Source organism: Bacillus sp. UNC69MF (assembly GCF_000746035.1).
Lineage (GTDB): Bacteria > Bacillota > Bacilli > Bacillales > Bacillaceae > Bacillus > Bacillus velezensis.
The window spans coordinates 1-19,543 of record NZ_JQKM01000016.1; the positions used below are offsets into that span (position 1 = coordinate 1).

Here is a 19,543-nt window from a genome sequence, read left to right on the forward strand (position 1 = left end):
TTCAAACAACCATCCGGTATTAGCCCCGGTTTCCCGGAGTTATCCCAGTCTTACAGGCAGGTTACCCACGTGTTACTCACCCGTCCGCCGCTAACATCAGGGAGCAAGCTCCCATCTGTCCGCTCGACTTGCATGTATTAGGCACGCCGCCAGCGTTCGTCCTGAGCCAGGATCAAACTCTCCGATAAAGTAGTTTGACTGACTACGCACATCGCTGTGCGATTTATTTAAAACTTTGAATTAACAGGTACGTTTTGTCTTGTTTAGTTTTCAAAGAACTTTGTTGCTTCTCTCGAAGCGACCTCTTAATCATAACATTTTCAGTTTGCTAGGTCAATACTTTTTTAAAAAATATTTTCGCTAGGCTTGCCTTTCTATTAAAAAGACAACAAAAATGATTATATCAGCATCATCACTATGTGTCAAAGCTTTTTTTCATTTCTTTATATAGTAAAAGCGCAGCCTGCTACAGCTGCGCTTCTACGTTTATACTTCTTCCGTTTCTTCCGTTTCTTCCGGCTCTTCTTCATTCTTTTCCACAAGCGCCACAGTGGCTACATGCTCTTGATCAGACATGCGGATCAGACGGACGCCTTGTGTTACGCGTCCCGTAGTGGAGATATCATTAATATCCATTCTGATTAACACGCCGCTTGCCGTAATAATCATTAAGTCCTCTTCGCCTTTTGTTGCTTTCACGGTTACTAACGGACCGTTGCTGTCAGTGATTTTACATGTTTTAAGGCCTTTTCCGCCCCTGCTTTGAACTCTGTATTCTGAAGCCGGTGTGCGTTTGCCGTAGCCGTTTTCTGTCACTATGAGGACATGGGAGTCTTCTTCAAGAATCTCCATGCCTACCACGACATCATCGTCTGTCAGCGTGATGCCTTTAACACCCGCAGCTGTGCGTCCCATTTGTCTTACATCTGCTTCAGGGAAACGGATCAGCAAACCGTTCTTCGTTCCGATGATGATTTGTTTCTTGCCGTCAGTCAGGCGGACGGCCATCAGTTCATCGTCTTCCCGGAGACCTAGGGCGATCAGCCCGTTATTCCGTATATTCGCAAACTGGGACAGTGCCGTACGTTTCGACACCCCTTGTTTGGTCGTAAAGAAGAGGTATTGCTCCTCATCAAACGTGCTGACCGGAATAATAGCATTAATCCATTCGCCTTTTTCAACCTCCAGAAGGTTAATAATCGGAATGCCTTTTGCCGTACGGCCGTATTCAGGGATTTCATATCCTTTAGAACGGTATACCTTCCCTTTATTAGAGAAGAACAGGATCGTATCGTGCGTTGATGTGGAAATTAAGTGTTCCACAAAGTCATCTTCATTCGTTCCCATTCCCTGTACGCCTTTTCCGCCCCGTTTTTGGCTGCGGTATGTGGACGCCGGGAGACGTTTAACATAGCCGTTATGGGTCAGTGTGATGACGATATTTTCTCTCTCGATAAGATCTTCATCTTCAATTGTTTCAAGACCGGACGTCACGATTTCAGTGCGTCTCTCATCATTGAAACGCTCTTTGATTTCATTAAGTTCTTCACGGATGATCTCAAGAACTCTTGCTTCATTGGCTAAAATATCTTTCAGCTCGGCGATAAGCGCAACAAGTGATTGATATTCCTCTTCAATCTTTTCGCGCTCCAGACCGGTTAATCGCTGAAGGCGCATATCCAGAATGGCTTGCGCTTGTTTTTCAGTCAGTGAGAATTGTTCGATCAAACCTGTTCTCGCAATTTCAGCCGTCTGGGAATTGCGGATAAGAGAAATAACGGCATCTAAATGATCGAGAGCAATTCTTAAACCTTCCAGAATGTGAGCTCTCGCTTCCGCTTTGCGGAGTTCGTAAGCCGTTCTGCGCCGGATCACAACCTTCTGGTGATCAAGATAATGCTCCAGACATTGTTTCAGGCTTAGTACCTTCGGCTGTCCGTCAACGAGCGCCAGCAGGTTGATTCCGAAAGACGTCTGCAGGGCCGTTTGTTTGTACAGGTTATTCAAAATGACGTGAGCATTGGCGTCACGGCGGATCTCAATGACGATTCTCATTCCGTTACGGTCGGATTCGTCACGCAGATCGGTAATTCCTTCGATTTTTTTGTCCCGGACAAGATCTGCGATTTTTTCAATTAATCTCGCTTTGTTCACCTGATAAGGAAGTTCCGTGACAATAATTCTTTCTTTTCCCGATGATGTCTCTTCGATTTCAGCCTTAGCCCGGATCGTAATGGATCCCCGTCCGGATTCATATGCCTTGCGGATGCCGCTCCGGCCTAAAATCTGACCTGCAGTCGGAAAATCCGGGCCCGGGATGTATTCCATCAGCTCCTGGTTTGTAATCTCAGGATTCTCACTTACGGCAAGCACGCCTTCAATGACTTCCCCAAGCTGATGCGGAGGAATATTTGTCGCCATTCCGACCGCGATACCGGCAGCTCCGTTGACGAGCAGATTCGGAAATCTCGAAGGCATGACGACAGGTTCTCTTTCTGCGCCGTCATAGTTATCTTGATAATCAATCGTATCTTTCGTAATGTCCCGGAGGATTTCCATTGCGATTTTTGACATTCTCGCTTCTGTGTAACGCATCGCAGCCGCTGAGTCGCCGTCAACCGAACCGAAGTTGCCGTGTCCGTCAACAAGCATGTAGCGGTAGTTAAAATCCTGCGCCATTCTGACCATTGATTCGTAAACCGCTGAGTCACCGTGCGGGTGGTACTTACCGATAACTTCACCGACGATACGGGCAGATTTTTTATATGGTTTGTCACTGGTCATGCCTAAATCATTCATCGCGTACAAAATCCGTCTGTGAACCGGCTTCAGACCGTCACGCACATCCGGAAGCGCCCGGGATACGATAACGCTCATTGCATAGTCCAGGAAGGATGTCCGCATTTCCTGACTGATATTGACTTCACGTACTTGTGGTGTGTTTTGTTCACTCATTAAAAAAACCTCCCTGAAGTATCACATGAAATAATGTGGGAGTAGATTGTCCATTATGATCTTCAATACGATTTCACTATTCTCCATTATATCAATAAACTTGTGTTTATACACATTAATTTAGTAGAATATACGGGTTTTGCGGGTTTTCAGAGGCTTTAGAAGCCGCTTTGAGAAAAAAGCCTTATTTCTTAACGAAAATAAGGCTTTCTTGGTTAAATATCAAGATTTTTCACGTATCTGGCGTTTGCTTCTATGAAGTTTCTCCGCGGTTCTACTTTGTCACCCATCAGCATTTCAAAAGTCTCGTCAGCGTCCATTGCATCTTCAAGATTAACTTGCAGAAGCGTTCTGGTCGCAGGGTCCATTGTCGTTTCCCAAAGCTGAGTCGCGTTCATTTCTCCAAGACCTTTATAACGCTGGAGGCCGGGCTTAGGTGATTGCGGAAGTTCTTTTAACAGCTCATCAAGCTGCTTATCATTATAAGCGTATTCCACCCGTTTTCCCTGCTGCACTTTATAAAGCGGCGGCTGGGCAATGTAGACATAGCCGTTTTCGATGATTTCCCGCATGTATCTGTAGAAGAACGTTAATAAAAGCGTTCTGATGTGGGCGCCGTCAACATCGGCATCCGTCATGATGACCACTTTATGATAACGCGCTTTTTCAAGATTAAAATCTTCTCCGATTCCTGTTCCGAGGGCCGTGATCATTGATCTGACCTCATTGTTTGAGAGAATCTTATCAAGTCTGGCTTTCTCAACGTTCAGAATCTTACCGCGCAGCGGCAGAATAGCTTGGAAATGACGGTCCCGTCCCTGTTTCGCTGATCCGCCCGCAGAGTCACCCTCTACGATATACAGCTCGGAAATGCTCGGATCTTTAGAAGAACAGTCCGCCAGTTTGCCCGGCAGATTGGAAATCTCAAGCGCACTTTTGCGCCGGGTCAATTCCCGCGCTTTTTTCGCTGCCATCCGCGCTCTTGCGGCCATTAAACCTTTTTCAACGATTTTGCGGGCTGAGTCCGGATTTTCAAGAAGGAATGTTTCCAGCGCAGAAGAAAACAGCGTATCAGTGATCGTTCTCGCTTCGGAGTTGCCGAGCTTGGTTTTCGTCTGCCCTTCGAATTGCGGATCAGGGTGCTTAATTGAAATAATGGCAGTCAGCCCTTCTCTCACATCATCCCCGCTTAAATTCGGATCATTTTCTTTGAAAATCCCTTTTCTTCTTGCATAGTCGTTTATGACACGGGTCAGACCGGTTTTAAATCCGGCTTCGTGCGTCCCGCCTTCGTATGTGTTGATATTATTCGTGAAAGAATAAATATTGCTTGTATAGCTATCGTTGTATTGCAATGCAACTTCAACCGTTATGCCGTCTTTCTCGCCTTCGATATAAATCGGCTCTTCATGAACGACTTCTTTGGAACGGTTTAAGTACTCAACATAGCTTTTGATTCCGCCTTCGTAGTGGTACTCGTTTTTCCGTTCTTGTCCTTCACGTTTGTCTTCAATCGTGATGTTTACGCCTTTTGTCAGGAAGGCCAATTCCCGGACACGGTTTGAAAGCAGATCATAGTCGTATACGATTGTTTCTTTGAAGATTTCCGGATCCGGAACGAAGTGCGTAATCGTTCCGGTCTTATCAGTATCACCGATCACTTCAAGATCGGCCACAGGTACACCGCGCTCGTACGCCTGATAGTGGATTTTTCCGTCACGATGAACCGTAACGTCAAGAGTGGTCGACAAGGCGTTTACGACAGATGCCCCTACACCGTGAAGACCGCCGGATACTTTATATCCGCTTCCGTCAAATTTACCGCCGGCGTGGAGAACGGTCATGATAACTTCAACCGCAGGGCGGCCCATCTTCTCCTGGATACCGACCGGAATTCCGCGCCCGTTGTCCTTAACGGTAATGCTGTTATCTTTTTCAATCTCGATGTTAATATCTGTACAATAACCGGCCAGGGCTTCGTCAATACTGTTGTCGACGATTTCCCACACCAAGTGGTGAAGGCCTTTGCTGTTAGTTGATCCGATGTACATCCCCGGTCTCTTTCGAACAGCTTCCAAACCTTCTAATACCTGTATCTGATTCTCATCATAACTATTTTGCTGCTGTTCCATAGCCATGCACATTCACCTACACTTTTCTTAAACGATATATTCATTGTAAAGATCCGCTAAGAATCTATTTCTAACATAAATTGCGCACGTTTCTTCAGTGTGCCGGAAGATAAGGGAGAGTAATATATATTCTCAGTCGTGACTACGATAGACTTTGGCGTGCCGTTTACGGACGGCACTACTTTTTCTTTCTGTCTGTCCAGAAATTCTTCAACGATCGGCGATACATTGACCTTGCAGTCAAAAATGCCGACGATATCGCGTGTTGAAACGACAAAGTCGTCACCTAAATGAATATACAATCGCTCACCTCATTTCTTCACTTCACTAACGTACCGTTTTCCACACGGAACATTCCTGCTTGATGTAAGGTATCGTGGTCAATGCCATCCACGCTTGTCGTGGTGACAAATGTCTGCACACGGCCTTGGATCGTATGAAGCAAATGGGACTGTCGGTAATCATCCAGCTCGCTTAGTACATCATCCAAAAGTAAAATGGGGTATTCTCCGATTTCTTCATGAATCAAATCTATTTCGGCCAGCTTCAAAGACAAAGCCGTCGTACGCTGCTGTCCCTGTGAACCGTACGTCTGCACATCGCGTCCGTTCACATAAAAAAGGACATCATCCCGATGCGGTCCGAATAATGTGACGCCTCGTTCTATTTCTTTTTCTTTTAATTTCGAAAAAGACTCCTGGTAGCTGTTACCTATTTTCGACAAATCTTTGGGATCTGATACATCAAGCGCCGTGTGGTACTTAAGCGTCAGTTCTTCAAGTCCCCGGGAAATGCCGGAATGGATCGGCTGCGCCCATTTTTCAAGCTGCGCCGTAAACTGCAGACGTTTGGCGACAACTTTTGCGGCTGCTTCAATCAGCTGATCAGTGAGAACGTCAAGCATAGTCCGGTCAGTCTGTTTCCGGCTTTGCAGCTGTTTCAGAAAATGATTCCGCTGTGAAAGGATTTTTTGATAAAGAGATAAATCATACAGATAAACGGCAGAAACCTGCCCGATCTCCATATCGAGAAATCTCCTCCTCACCTGAGGGCTTCCTTTGACGAGATTTAAATCCTCAGGGGCAAACATAATGGTGTTCAGCGCTCCGACATACTGACTGAGTTTTTGCTGCTCTATATGATTGACCTTGCCCTTTTTACCTTTTTTGGAGATGACAAGCTGCATCGGGATGTCCCCGTTACGCTTCATCACTCTTCCTTCTATTTTAGCATAGTCTTCGTCCCACCGTATAAGTTCTTTGTCATTTGAGGTGCGGTGTGATTTTGCCATCGAAAGGACATAGATGGCTTCCATCAGATTGGTTTTGCCTTGGGCATTTTCCCCGATGATCACATTCACCTTGTTTTCGAATTGAAGCTCAGCGCGCTCATAATTACGGTAGGATGTTAATTCTAAATTTTGGATATACAACCGCTGTCACCCGCTTTAATTGACGACTTGAAATGAACCAAATCCTTCAATCGCGACCACGTCTCCAACGTAAAGCTTTCTGCCGCGGCGATTGTCAGGTTCATTGTTGACAGTCACCTCATGCTCGCTCAGAAACCACTTCGCCATGCCGCCGGACTGAATCACATCGGCTAATTTTAAAAACTGGCCAAGCGTAATCATTTCTGTATCAATCGAAATCGGATTTGCCATATTATCGACCTCTTTCAAATATCACTAATATCTAATTGTACTAAAAAATCCTGAAATAAGGAAAGGGAAAACTTGAGGGAGCGGCTGATGAATAGAAAAGCTGCCGAACTAAGCCGGCAGCACATTCTGTTTGATTAATACGTTCTGACCGGAAGGATGAGCTGAACGATGGTTTCATCATTCGGCGTACGGATAAGAAACGGTCTCATCGCTCCCGTAAAACTGATACGGATGTCCGCTCCTTCAAGTACTTTCAGTGCGTCCATCATATATTTTGGACTGAATGAAATATTTAATTCCTCGCCGTCAATCTGGTCAGCCAGCACAGCTTCGACCACTTTCCCGATTTCCGGAGAATTTGATGAAATCTCCAGCGAATCCGCCGGTTTGGCAGAAAGCTTTACAACGTTGTTGCGGCCTTCTCTCGCCAATAAAGAAGCACGGTCTATCGCCTGTAAAAATTCCTTCGTGTTTACGACGATTTCCGTTTTGCTTTCCTGCGGAATTAAGCTGGTCGTGTCCGGATAGTTTCCGTCAAGCAATCTTGAGAAGAACAATACGTTTTTCGCTTTGAACAGAACTTGAGTTTCTGTAATGACGATATCAACCAGTTCTTGGTTGTCATCAAGAATTTTGCTCAGCTCGGTTAAGCTTTTCCCAGGAATGACCACGTTATAAGAGCTGTCTTCCGGAATATCAAGCTTCGCCTTTCTTAAAGCGAGTCGGTGGCTATCCGTGGCAGTGCATAATAATTCACCGTTTTCGACTTTCCAGTTTACACCTGTCAAGATAGGGCGTGTTTCTGAGGCGGACACAGCGAACACGGTTTGGCGAATCAGGTTTTTCAAAAGATCCGTCGGAATCTGAATGGCGTGATGCTCTTCGATTTGCGGCAGATGCGGATATTCATCTGCATCAAGGCCGTTTAAATTAAATTCGGCTTTTCCGGAACGGATAATCGTTAAATATTGATTTTGAACTTCGATTTCAACAGTCGCCATCGGAAGTTTTTTAACGATTTCGCTGAAGAAACGCGCTTGCAGCACGATACTTCCTGGCTGATCGATCGTCACGATTTCTTTATCATCATCTTCTTTCGGAATGAATGACTCGATTGAAATATCAGAGTCACTTCCTGTGAAAGATACCCCTTCATCTGAGGCGACGATCTTAATACCGGTGAGAATGGGAATTGTGGTTCTGGATGAAACGGCTTTTAGAACGTCTTGTACACTTTCGACTAAACGATCTTTTTGAATCGTAAATTTCATGTTTATCCTCCTAACGGATAATATAATTAATATATTTTAAAAATAGCAGTAGTAATAGTAGGGCCTGTGGATTTGTGGATAAGTTGTGAAAAAGACAGGAAACACAGCCTATCCACATGTGGACAGACTGTGTATGGCTATGAAAAAGTTATTCACACTTTCCCCGATTCATCCGAGGGCACTATTATTTAAGCAGTTCTTTTATTTCTTTCACCTGCTGCTGAAGCTGCTCGTCATCAATCAGCAGTTTTGAAATCTTTTCATGGGCGTGAATGACGGTTGTATGGTCTCTCCCGCCAAATTCTTCCCCGATTTTAGGCAAAGAAGAATCTGTCATTTCTCTTGAAAGATACATCGCAATTTGTCTTGGGAACGCCACGGATTTCGTGCGCTTTTTCGCTTTGAAATCTTCAAGCTTAATGTTGAACTGCTGTCCGACAATCCGCTGAATCTCTTTTATCGTAATGACCTTCGGCTTAGAAGACGGAATAATATCTTTCAATGCTTCTGCAGCCAGGTCTGCGTTAATGTCTTTATTGATTAAAGATGAATAGGCGACAACCCGGATTAATGCCCCTTCCAGTTCGCGGATGTTGCTGTCAATCTGATTCGCGATGTAAAGCATGACCTCGTTCGGAATATCAAGGCCTTCCGCCTTCGCTTTTTTTCTCAGGATGGCAATCCGCGTTTCCAGATCCGGCGGTGTGATATCCGTAATCAATCCCCATTCGAACCGCGAACGCAGGCGGTCTTCAAGGGTCGGGATCTCTTTCGGCGGTCTGTCGCTGGAAATCACGATTTGTTTGCTTTCTTCATGAAGCGTGTTGAATGTATGGAAAAACTCTTCCTGTGTTTGTTCTTTTCCGGCTAAAAATTGAATATCATCTATCAAAAGTACATCAACGTTCCGGTAGCGGTTGCGGAAATCAACGGCTTTATTATCGCGGATTGAGTTGATGAATTCATTTGTGAATTTTTCAGAAGACAGGTACACCACTTTGGCTGAAGGATTATGATCAATGACATAATGGCCGATCGCGTGCATTAAGTGGGTTTTTCCTAAGCCGACTCCCCCGTATATAAATAAAGGGTTGTACGCTTTAGCGGGTGCTTCCGCCACAGCCAGTGATGCTGCATGGGCGAATCGGTTTCCCGATCCGATGACGAATGTGTCGAATGTATATTTCGGGTTGAGCATGCTTTGGGGAAAATCAGACGGTTCCTCTTTTGCCGCTTTTTTCACTTGCGGTTTCGGTAGAAAGTTTTCTTCGTCCTGATTTTGAGGAATGACAAATTTGACGCTCAATTCTTCCCCGGTTAATTCGTATATGGTATCTGCAATGAGATGTAAGTACCTGGACTCCAGCCAGTCTCTGGCAAATTCATTGGGAGCGGTGATGGTTAAGGTATCCCCTTGCAGCGAATGGGCTTTCGTCGACTTCATCCAAGTTTCGAAACTCGGTTTGCTTAGCTTTTTCTCAATTTGAGCTAGAGCTTGATTCCAAAGATCTAATATATTCTCCATTATCCGGCACAGCCCTCCTTTTCTTTAAAAATCAGCGCCCTTTCCCTGTTATAGAACACAAAAAAAGAGCATATGGCTCTGACCATTCGTACACACGAAATGTTGAAAACATATAGTATAGTAGAAAAACAGCTTTTCGACAAATTCCACAAGTTGTGGACAACAATCTACACAAGCTGTGTGAAAACAATCCACAACTTATCCACAGTTTGTGGATAAAGAGAATGGGCTGGATAAGTAATTAAGAGTTAAAACACAAATATAATATCAAATTAAGCGAGGACTTGCAATGGTTCTCGTAATCTTATCCACAAACCTGACAACTTGTTGAAAAATCTTTGTCCACAGGAGTTAGCAATGTGAAAATGTTGTCGATAACGACTGTGGATATTAAAAAAAAGCAAAAAAATTATCCACATGTCGTTTTTCCGGGGGAGCGCGGCTTTTTTTTTGCGTTAAAAAAAGGAATATGAAAAATAAGGTTTCTAAACTGGTTAAGGTATGTTATCCTATTATGGTTGTAAGAAATAAAAGCACTGCTGAAGTTGACAATGAATAGGCAGCACAAATATAATAAGTAAGACTGTCTTTAACAGCTATTCCTCGAGGGAGGTGTCATAAATGAAAAGAACATTCCAACCGAATAACCGTAAACGCAGTAAAGTTCATGGCTTCAGAAGCCGTATGAGTTCAAAAAACGGTCGTCTAGTATTAGCACGCCGTCGCCGCAAAGGCAGAAAAGTATTATCAGCTTAGGCCACTGAATAATGTCAGTGGTCTTTTTTCACATTAAGAGAGTGAGATGTCATGCGTCGCCCGGTACTGGAGAAATTTCTTCAGTATTCCGGCGGCCCGTTTTTTTTAGATAGAAATAAAAGTTTCTGCGAGTGAATATCGGAGTGAATTAAAGTGAAGAAGCGAAATCGGTTAAAGAAAAATGAAGATTTTCAAAAAGTGTTTAAACGCGGAACGTCTATGGCAAACCGCCAGTTCGTGCTGTATACGCTTGATCAGCCGAAACAGGAAGAGCTCCGGGTAGGGCTTTCTGTCAGTAAAAAAATCGGCAATGCCGTCGTGCGCAATCGGGTGAAGCGGTTAATCAGACAGGCTGTTCAGGAGGAAAAAGAGCTGCTCAAGCCGAAAGATTTTATTATTATCGCAAGAAAACCCGCCGGCGACCTCAGTTTTGAAGAAACGAAAAAGAGTCTGCAGCACTTATTCAGAAAAACCTCATTATATAAGAAATCTTCGTCAAAATAGCTCATATTTTGTTTTCTTCACGTTTTTAAAAGCGCTTCCTTTTATTTGGCGAAAAATGAACGCCATTTGAAACTGAAAGATGCTAAAATACATACAAGGTTCATAAAGATTGGTATAGGAGGAAACGTTCTTGAAAAGGAGAATATGGTTACTACTGAGTATGGTCGGTATGCTCGTGCTGCTGGCCGGGTGCTCGAGTGTGAAAGAGCCGATTACGGCGAATAGTCCGCATTTCTGGGACAAATATGTTGTGTATCCATTGTCAGAAGTCATTACGTACGTAGCGAAACTGACGGGCGATAACTATGGTTTATCGATCATCATCGTTACGATTTTAATTCGTCTGCTGATTCTGCCGCTGATGATCAAGCAGCTTCGAAGCTCAAAAGCGATGCAGGCGCTGCAGCCTGAAATGCAGAAGCTCAGAGAAAAATACAGCTCTAAAGATCAAAAAACGCAGCAGAAGCTTCAGCAGGAAACGATGGCCCTGTTTTCAAAGCACGGGGTAAACCCGCTGGCGGGATGTTTCCCGATCCTGATTCAAATGCCGATTTTGATCGGATTCTACCACGCCATTATGCGTACGCAAGCCATTTCACAGCACAGCTTTTTATGGTTTGACCTAGGAGAGAAGGATCCTTACTATATTCTTCCTATCGTTGCCGGTGTGGCCACTTTTGTCCAGCAGAAGCTGATGATGGCCGGAAATCCGACTCAGAATCCTCAAATGGCAATGATGGTATGGATTATGCCGATCATGATCATCGTATTTGCGATCAACTTCCCGAGCGCGCTTTCTCTGTATTGGGTAGTCGGAAACCTGTTTATGATTGCTCAGACATTCCTTATTAAAGGACCTGACATTAAACACGATCCGGAAACGCAGAAAGCGGGAGGAAAGAAAAAGTGAAGAAGGTGACTGCTGCGGGACGGAATGTCGAAGAAGCAGTTCAATCAGGCCTTCAGGAACTTCAACTGACGAAAGATCAAGTAGAAATAACGGTGGTGCAAGAAGGATACAAAGGGTTTTTGGGTATTTTTGGAAAAAAGAATGCGATCGTAGAACTGGAAGAGAAAAAAAATCCTGTTCATGAAGCGAAAGCGTATTTGGAAGAAATCATCCATTCCATTGCCGGACCTTCTGAGATTGTTACGGAAGAAAACAAGAAAACAGTCTGTTTTCACATTAAAGGTGAAAAAGCGGCGCTGCTTATTGGCAAAAGAGGACAAACACTCAATGCCCTGGAAACATTGACGCAGCTTGTTTTGAACCACGGCTCCGGCCAGTATCGCCAAGCCGTTGTCGACGCTGAGAATTATCGGCGGAAAAGAAGAGAAATTCTGGAGCAGCTGGCAAACAGGCTGGCCAAGCAAGTGTCGAAAACGAAAAAAGATGTGCATTTAGAACCGATGCCGTCAGGTGAAAGAAAAATCATCCATGACGCGCTGTCAAAGCATCCAAATATCAAAACGTTTTCTACCGGTGAAGGCCGGTACCGCCATCTCGTTATTTCCCATAAAGATAGCAGAAAACCGAAGTCCGGGTAAAATCGGAACTTCGGTTTTTTTATTGGTAAAAATGGCTCTATTCCTAAGCAGAATCGCACTTTTTGCGTTTAAGTTTTTTCTTTTTCGGTCTATGCTGTTGATAAAAAAGGTTTTAGGAAATAAAATTAATTGTTATTCACATGTGGATAAGTTAAAGTAATAAGGGATGAATTTCTGCCTTTGTGGATAACGTATCTTCCACTTCAAACCAAACTATGTTATCTTTTAATTTTGGCGTAAATAAAATTTTTTATATAGATGGAAACAGAGATAAAGAGAGGTGAACAGCATGGATACAATTGCAGCGATTTCAACTCCGATGGGTGAAGGCGCGATCGCGATCGTTCGGCTGAGCGGCCCGGAAGCCGTAAAGATCGCCGACAAAATGTACAAGGGTCCGAAAGGCAAAACGCTCAGTTCGGCAGAATCGCATACCATTCATTACGGGCATATCGCGGACAGCACGACGGGACGGATTATTGAGGAAGTCATGGTGTCTGTTTTAAGAGCGCCCAGAACATTCACAAGGGAAGATGTCATTGAAATCAACTGTCATGGGGGTATTGTGACGGTTAATCAGGTGCTCCAGCTTGCTTTAAGAGAAGGTGCGAGACTGGCAGAACCCGGTGAGTTTACGAAGCGCGCATTTTTAAACGGACGGATTGACCTATCACAGGCGGAAGCGGTGATGGATCTGATCAGGGCCAAAACGGACCGTGCCATGAATGTCGCCATGAACCAGATGGAAGGACGGCTTTCCGCGCTTGTCCGCCGTCTGCGTGATGAGTTGTTAGAAACACTTGCCCATGTTGAGGTTAATATAGATTATCCGGAATATGATGACGTCGAAGAAATGACGCATCAGCTTTTAGTGGAGAAGGCAAGCGGCGTGAAGAAAGAAATCGAGGCGCTGCTCCGTACGTCTGAGCAGGGGAAAATTTTGCGTGAGGGACTGTCTACCGTGATCATCGGCCGTCCGAACGTCGGAAAATCCTCTCTGCTTAACAGCCTTGTCCATGAAACGAAGGCGATCGTAACCGATATTCCGGGAACGACGCGTGATGTGATTGAGGAATATGTCAATGTCCGAGGCGTGCCGCTTCGGCTTGTCGATACCGCCGGAATCCGTGAGACAGAAGACATCGTCGAAAGAATCGGTGTGGAACGGTCACGGCAGGTTCTGAAGGAAGCGGATCTCATTTTGCTTGTGCTTAACCACAGCGAAGAGCTTTCTGAAGAAGATGTGAAATTGTTTGAAGCGGTTGAGGGAATGGACGTCATTGTCATTATGAATAAGACGGACCTTGAGGCTAAGATTGACGCTGAGCGCGTCAAGGAACTGGCGAAAGGCCGGCCTGTCGTCACGACCTCATTGCTGAAAGAAGAAGGCATTCAAGATTTAGAGGAAGCGATTCAGTCGCTATTTTATACAGGAGCGATCGAAAGCGGAGATCTCACCTATGTCAGCAACACCCGTCATATCTCGATACTGCATCAGGCAAAGCAAGCGATTGATGATGCGCTGAACGGAATTGAACAGGATGTTCCGATTGATATGGTGCAAATTGATTTGACAAGGTGCTGGGAGCTGCTGGGCGAAATCATCGGTGATGCCGTCCACGAAAGCTTAATTGATCAGCTCTTTTCACAATTTTGTTTAGGTAAATAAAAGGGAGGAAAAAACCATGGGGTATGAAGCAGGCCAATACGACGTGATTGTCATCGGCGCCGGGCATGCCGGTGTTGAGGCTGCCCTCGCATCCGCGCGCCAGGGAGCCAAAACGCTTGTTTTGACGATCAATCTTGATATGGTTGCGTTTATGCCATGTAATCCGTCTGTCGGCGGCCCCGCGAAAGGGATTGTCGTCCGCGAAATTGACGCGCTCGGCGGAGAAATGGCTAGAAATATAGATAAAACTCATATTCAAATGAGAATGCTGAATACAGGAAAAGGTCCGGCCGTACGGGCGCTGCGTGCGCAGGCGGATAAATTCCAATATCAGCACGAAATGAAGCATACGCTGGAAAAAACACCGAATTTGACACTTCTTCAAGGGATTGCCGAGCGTTTAATCATTGAAGACGGGGAGTGCCGCGGTGTCATTACGCAAACCGGTGCTGAATATAAGGCAAAAACGGTCGTGCTGACAACCGGAACGTATTTAAGAGGGCGGATCATTCTCGGTGATCTGTCTTACTCAAGCGGTCCGAATAACCAGCAGCCGTCTATTAAACTTTCTGAGCACTTAGAGGAGCTCGGTTTTGATCTCGTCCGTTTTAAAACGGGTACGCCTCCTCGTGTCTCAAGCGATTCCATTGATTACAGCAAAACAGAAATCCAGCCGGGGGACCCGGTTCCGCGCGCTTTCTCATATGAAACGGTTGAATACATTACCGATCAGCTGCCTTGCTGGCTGACTTACACGAGTCCTGAGACTCATGAGATCATCGACAGCAACCTGCATCGTTCGCCAATGTATTCCGGTATGATTAAAGGAACGGGACCGAGATACTGCCCTTCGATTGAAGATAAAGTCGTTCGGTTTAATGATAAACCGCGTCATCAGATTTTCCTTGAGCCGGAAGGCAGAAATACGCAGGAAGTATACGTTCAAGGTTTATCCACGAGTCTTCCTGAGGACGTGCAGCAGCGGATGCTGGCGACCATTCCGGGACTGGAAAAGGTGCAGATGATGAGAGCCGGATACGCGATTGAGTATGACGCGATTGTACCGACGCAGCTCTGGCCTACACTGGAGACGAAAAAAATCCCTAACCTGTACACGGCCGGTCAAATTAACGGTACATCAGGTTATGAGGAAGCAGCCGGGCAAGGAATTATGGCAGGGATCAACGCAGGCCGCAAAGCGCTTGGAAAAGAAGAAGTGATCCTCAGCCGTTCCGATGCTTATATCGGTGTATTGATTGATGATTTGGTAACGAAAGGAACCAATGAACCGTACCGTCTGCTGACTTCACGGGCGGAATACAGACTGCTGCTCCGTCACGACAACGCGGATCTTCGTCTGACGGAAATCGGCCACGATATCGGCTTAATTTCTGATGAGCGCTATGAAGCGTTTGAGAAGAAAAAAGCGGCGATCGAGGCAGAGAAAAAACGTCTCTGGTCTGTTATTATCAAGCCGTCTCCTGAGAATCAGGAATATATCCGTTCACTCGGCGGAAGCGAGCTGAAAGACGGAGTGCGCGGCACAGATTTAATGAAACGTCCGGAAATGAACTATGAAACAGTGACAAAACTTGCGCCTGCAGATTCTCCGGTTCCGCAAGATGTGGCGGAACAAGTGGAAATTCAGGTGAAATATGAAGGATATATCGAAAAATCCTTGCAGCAAGTGGAAAAGCTGAAGAAAATGGAAAACAAAAAAATCCCTGATCGGATTGATTATGACGCCATTAAAGGAATTGCTACTGAAGCCCGTCAAAAGCTGAAAGAAGTGCGTCCTTTATCAGTTGCTCAAGCGTCCCGTATTTCCGGCGTCAATCCGGCAGACATTTCAATCCTGCTGGTATACCTGGAGCAGGGCCGTATTGCCAAGGTAGCTGAATAGAAAGGATGACGGCATGAATATAGAGGAATTTACATCCAGTTTAGCGGAGAAAGGGATTTCCCTTTCTGACCGCCAGCTGGAGCAATTCGAGTTGTATTACCGGATGCTCGTGGAATGGAACGAAAAAATGAATCTGACATCCATCACTGAGAAAAAGGAAGTTTATCTCAAGCATTTTTATGATTCGATAACGGCGGCATTTTATATTGATTTTGAAAAGGTCACCACTCTTTGTGATGTCGGCGCCGGCGCCGGTTTTCCAAGCCTGCCCATCAAAATCTGCTTCCCGCATCTGCATGTCACCATCGTCGATTCACTGAATAAGCGGATTACGTTTTTGGAAACTCTCTCTGATGCTTTACAATTAGAGCATACGACATTTGTCCATGACAGAGCGGAGACATTCGGACAACGGAAAGACGTACGGGAAAGCTTCGATCTCGTGACGGCCCGTGCGGTGGCGCGTCTGTCGGTCCTGAGTGAGCTTTGTCTGCCGCTGGCCAAGAAAAACGGCGTATTTGCCGCACTAAAAGCAGCAGCAGCTGATGAAGAGCTGAAAGCGGGGCAAAAGGCGATTAAAGTATTGGGAGGAGAGCTTGAACAAGTTCATTCCTTTACACTTCCTGTTGAAGAAAGTGAACGGAACATCATGATCATTCGCAAGACGAAAAGCACTCCGAAAAAATATCCGAGAAAACCGGGTACTCCAAATAAATCGCCAATTGAAGGGTAATTTAGACAGCCTGATGTGACAATTCCATCATATTTTCTGCAAAATTGATGAAGATACAGCAGGAAAAACCATGAGAAAATAGAATTATAAAAATGGCAGTTTTTAAAGGTGGTGTAGGTACATGAAGCATTCATTCTCTCGTTTCTTCGGGTTTGGTGAGAAGGAAGAGGAACCGGAGATAGCTGAGCATGATACAAACAAAGAAGAGATACTCGAAATACCGGTACATGCTATCGTTCCCAACCGTTTTCAGCCACGCACCATTTTCTCAGATGAAAAAATCAAAGAGTTAGCAATGACTATCCATACACACGGCATCATTCAGCCGATTGTTGTCAGACATACAGAAGATGAAGGACAATATGAGCTCATTGCGGGTGAAAGGCGCTGGAGAGCGGTACAGACGCTTGAATGGGAGAAGATTCCCGCAATTATTAAAGATTTTTCTGATACGGAAACAGCATCTGTCGCTTTGATTGAAAACCTGCAAAGGGAAGAATTGTCCTCCATTGAGGAAGCTCATGCGTACGCAAGGCTGTTAGAACTTCATGATTTAACACAGGAAGCCTTGGCGCAGCGCTTAGGAAAAGGCCAGTCAACGATTGCGAACAAGCTCCGATTGTTAAAGCTCCCGGAACCCGTCCAGGATGCGATTATGGAGAAAAAAATTACGGAACGTCATGCAAGAGCACTGATTCCGCTCAAACAGCCGGAGCTTCAGGTCACATTGCTTGCGGAAATCATTGAGAAAAGCTTAAACGTTAAGCAGACGGAAGACAGAGTGGTGAAAATGCTTGAACAGAATAAGCAGAAACCAAAGCCGAGACGCAAAGCGTTCAGCAGGGATACAAGAATTGCGATGAATACGATTCGTCAGTCACTGTCTATGGTAGAAGACAGCGGCGTCAGACTGAATACTGAAGAAGAAGAATTCGAAGAGTACATCCAGCTTACCATTCGGATACCTAAGTAAAAACTCTCCTGATCAGCAGGGGAGTTTTTATTTTAATCAAAAAACTATTTTGAGATAATGATAGATTTATTGTGCACTATACATTATATATGTAAAATTTTATCTTTTTGTGTCGTGAATTGTCTTTTTACAGTCAAAAAAGTCACTTTATCGGAGAACTTATATTAGAAAGTGTCTTTTTCGTTTACATTTTTTTCACTTGCTGATAAACAAATTATGAAAAAAATAAAACGCTTTACTCTTTTTTTGATAAGATAGAAACAAGACAGTACATGTTCATGTGAAGGTAGGTGACATCGTGGGAAAAATCATAGCAATTACGAACCAAAAAGGCGGAGTCGGGAAGACGACGACTTCTGTTAATCTGGGGGCTTGCTTGGCTTACATAGGTAAAAGGGTTCTTCTTGTTGATATTGATCCGCAGGGCAATGCAACGAGCGGATTAGGGATTGAAAAAGCCGATGTGGATCATTGTGTGTACGACATTTTAGTAGATGATGCAGATGTTACAGATATTATTAAACCGACTTCAGTAGAGAACTTAGATGTCATTCCGGCCACGATCCAGCTTGCGGGAGCGGAAATCGAATTGGTTCCGACGATCTCAAGGGAGGTCAGGCTGAAAAGAGCATTAGAATCAGTGAAACAAAATTACGATTACATGATTATTGATTGTCCTCCGTCTCTCGGGTTATTAACGATTAATGCGCTTACCGCTTCAGATTCAGTCGTTATCCCGGTTCAGTGCGAATACTACGCTCTTGAAGGATTGAGTCAATTATTAAATACAGTTCGGCTTGTGCAAAAACATTTAAATACCGATTTAATGATAGAAGGAGTGCTTCTGACGATGCTTGATGCCAGAACGAATCTCGGCATTCAAGTGATAGAAGAGGTAAAGAAATACTTTAGAGATAAAGTGTATCAAACCATTATCCCTCGAAATGTCCGTTTAAGTGAGGCGCCGAGTCACGGCAAGCCGATCATATTATACGATCCGCGTTCGAGAGGTGCGGAAGTATATTTAGATTTAGCAAAGGAAGTGGCAGCGAATGGCTAAAGGCGGGCTCGGAAAAGGGATTAACGCGTTGTTTAATCAGGTTGATTTGTCTGAAGAGACAGTGGAAGAGATTAAAATCAGTGATTTACGCCCCAATCCTTATCAGCCAAGAAAACAATTTGACGATGAGTCATTAGCTGAACTGAAGGAATCCATCATTCAGCATGGCATTCTTCAGCCCATTATCGTGAGAAAATCATTGAAGGGCTATGATATTGTAGCCGGCGAACGCCGTTACCGCGCCGCAAAACTTGCCGGTAAAGAGACAGTGCCGGCTATCGTGCGGGATTTATCTGAATCGCTGATGCGGGAAATCGCTCTTTTGGAAAACCTTCAGCGTGAAGACTTATCACCGCTTGAAGAAGCTCTGGCATATGACTCACTGCTGAAGCATTTGGATTTAACCCAGGAACAGCTCGCTAAACGGCTCGGAAAAAGCAGGCCTCATATTGCCAACCATTTAAGACTGCTGACGCTGCCGGAAAGCATCCAGAACCTCATTGCAGAAGGTACGTTATCCATGGGACACGGCAGAACCTTGCTTGGTTTGAAAAATAAAAACAAGCTTGAACCGCTTGTGAAGAAAGTGGTTGAAGAACAGCTGAACGTCCGTCAGCTTGAGCAGCTGATTCAGCAGTTAAACAACAATGTTCCACGTGAAACAAAGAAAAAAGAACCTGTCCAAGATGTGGTGTTAAAAGAGCGGGAATCGTATTTGCAAAATTACTTCGGAACAACAGTAAATATTAAGAGACAAAAGAAAAAAGGGAAGATTGAGATTGAGTTTTTCTCAAATGAAGATCTTGAACGTATCCTAGAACTATTGTCTGAAAGAGAAGCGTAAAAACCAT

Annotated in this window: 17 protein-coding genes and 1 rRNA gene; 10 read left to right on the forward strand and 8 right to left on the reverse strand. The window is 44.7% G+C overall.

Going from position 1 to position 19,543, the window contains the following annotated elements:
- From BR62_RS0110880 to dnaA, 8 genes are all read right to left on the reverse strand, one after another.
- Window positions 1-188, reverse strand: a 16S ribosomal RNA gene (locus BR62_RS0110880); the annotation flags it as partial.
- Between the two features lie 298 nt (window positions 189-486).
- Window positions 487-2,955 (reverse strand): DNA gyrase subunit A, encoded by a 2,469-nt coding sequence (gene gyrA / locus BR62_RS0110885; RefSeq protein ID WP_032870831.1) that lies wholly within the window; start codon window positions 2,953-2,955, stop codon window positions 487-489.
- 215 nt (window positions 2,956-3,170) lie between these two features.
- Window positions 3,171-5,087, reverse strand: a complete 1,917-nt coding sequence (gyrB, locus tag BR62_RS0110890; RefSeq protein ID WP_011996153.1) for a DNA topoisomerase (ATP-hydrolyzing) subunit B — start codon at window positions 5,085-5,087, stop codon at window positions 3,171-3,173.
- A 56-nt stretch (window positions 5,088-5,143) separates the two neighbouring features.
- Complete coding sequence (gene remB / locus BR62_RS0110895) at window positions 5,144-5,389, reverse strand: extracellular matrix regulator RemB (protein WP_004392908.1); 246 nt, start codon at window positions 5,387-5,389, stop codon at window positions 5,144-5,146.
- 17 nt (window positions 5,390-5,406) lie between these two features.
- Window positions 5,407-6,519, reverse strand: a complete 1,113-nt coding sequence (gene recF / locus BR62_RS0110900) for a DNA replication/repair protein RecF (protein WP_007409910.1) — start codon at window positions 6,517-6,519, stop codon at window positions 5,407-5,409.
- Between the two features lie 15 nt (window positions 6,520-6,534).
- Complete coding sequence (gene rlbA / locus BR62_RS0110905; protein ID WP_004392910.1) at window positions 6,535-6,750, reverse strand: ribosome maturation protein RlbA; 216 nt, start codon at window positions 6,748-6,750, stop codon at window positions 6,535-6,537.
- Window positions 6,751-6,884: 134 nt separating this feature from the next.
- Entirely contained in the window at window positions 6,885-8,021 is a 1,137-nt protein-coding gene (dnaN, locus tag BR62_RS0110910; RefSeq protein ID WP_007409909.1) for a DNA polymerase III subunit beta, read from the reverse strand.
- Between the two features lie 184 nt (window positions 8,022-8,205).
- Window positions 8,206-9,546: a chromosomal replication initiator protein DnaA gene (dnaA, locus tag BR62_RS0110915; protein ID WP_007409908.1), complete on the reverse strand. Its 1,341-nt coding sequence runs from the start codon at window positions 9,544-9,546 to the stop codon at window positions 8,206-8,208.
- A 621-nt stretch (window positions 9,547-10,167) separates the two neighbouring features.
- Between dnaA and rpmH the strand changes: the two genes are divergently transcribed.
- The 10 genes from rpmH (at window position 10,168) to BR62_RS0110960 (ending at window position 19,536) form a co-directional block, all read left to right on the forward strand.
- The gene (gene rpmH / locus BR62_RS19215) at window positions 10,168-10,302 is read left to right on the forward strand and encodes a 50S ribosomal protein L34 (RefSeq protein ID WP_003178075.1); all 135 of its coding nucleotides are present in this window, start codon (window positions 10,168-10,170) and stop codon (window positions 10,300-10,302) included.
- 153 nt (window positions 10,303-10,455) lie between these two features.
- A complete protein-coding gene (gene rnpA / locus BR62_RS0110920; protein ID WP_004392944.1) occupies window positions 10,456-10,806 on the forward strand; it encodes a ribonuclease P protein component in 351 nt (116 codons plus the stop codon).
- Between the two features lie 160 nt (window positions 10,807-10,966).
- Complete coding sequence (spoIIIJ, locus tag BR62_RS0110925; RefSeq protein WP_007409906.1) at window positions 10,967-11,716, forward strand: YidC family membrane integrase SpoIIIJ; 750 nt, start codon at window positions 10,967-10,969, stop codon at window positions 11,714-11,716.
- A complete protein-coding gene (gene jag, locus BR62_RS0110930) occupies window positions 11,713-12,354 on the forward strand; it encodes an RNA-binding cell elongation regulator Jag/EloR (RefSeq protein ID WP_032868209.1) in 642 nt (213 codons plus the stop codon). The genes spoIIIJ and jag overlap by 4 nt, the downstream gene beginning before the upstream one ends.
- A gap of 289 nt (window positions 12,355-12,643) precedes the next feature.
- Window positions 12,644-14,023: a tRNA uridine-5-carboxymethylaminomethyl(34) synthesis GTPase MnmE gene (gene mnmE / locus BR62_RS0110935; protein ID WP_007409903.1), complete on the forward strand. Its 1,380-nt coding sequence runs from the start codon at window positions 12,644-12,646 to the stop codon at window positions 14,021-14,023.
- A gap of 16 nt (window positions 14,024-14,039) precedes the next feature.
- Complete coding sequence (gene mnmG / locus BR62_RS0110940) at window positions 14,040-15,926, forward strand: tRNA uridine-5-carboxymethylaminomethyl(34) synthesis enzyme MnmG (protein WP_007615086.1); 1,887 nt, start codon at window positions 14,040-14,042, stop codon at window positions 15,924-15,926.
- A gap of 13 nt (window positions 15,927-15,939) precedes the next feature.
- Complete coding sequence (rsmG, locus tag BR62_RS0110945) at window positions 15,940-16,659, forward strand: 16S rRNA (guanine(527)-N(7))-methyltransferase RsmG (protein ID WP_007409901.1); 720 nt, start codon at window positions 15,940-15,942, stop codon at window positions 16,657-16,659.
- A 121-nt stretch (window positions 16,660-16,780) separates the two neighbouring features.
- Window positions 16,781-17,632, forward strand: coding sequence for a nucleoid occlusion protein (gene noc / locus BR62_RS0110950; protein ID WP_007615083.1), 852 nt, complete (start codon window positions 16,781-16,783; stop codon window positions 17,630-17,632).
- A 298-nt stretch (window positions 17,633-17,930) separates the two neighbouring features.
- A complete protein-coding gene (gene soj / locus BR62_RS0110955; protein ID WP_007409899.1) occupies window positions 17,931-18,692 on the forward strand; it encodes a sporulation initiation inhibitor protein Soj in 762 nt (253 codons plus the stop codon).
- Complete coding sequence (locus tag BR62_RS0110960; RefSeq protein WP_004392966.1) at window positions 18,685-19,536, forward strand: ParB/RepB/Spo0J family partition protein; 852 nt, start codon at window positions 18,685-18,687, stop codon at window positions 19,534-19,536. The genes soj and BR62_RS0110960 overlap by 8 nt, the downstream gene beginning before the upstream one ends.
- Window positions 19,537-19,543: the final 7 nt, after the last annotated feature.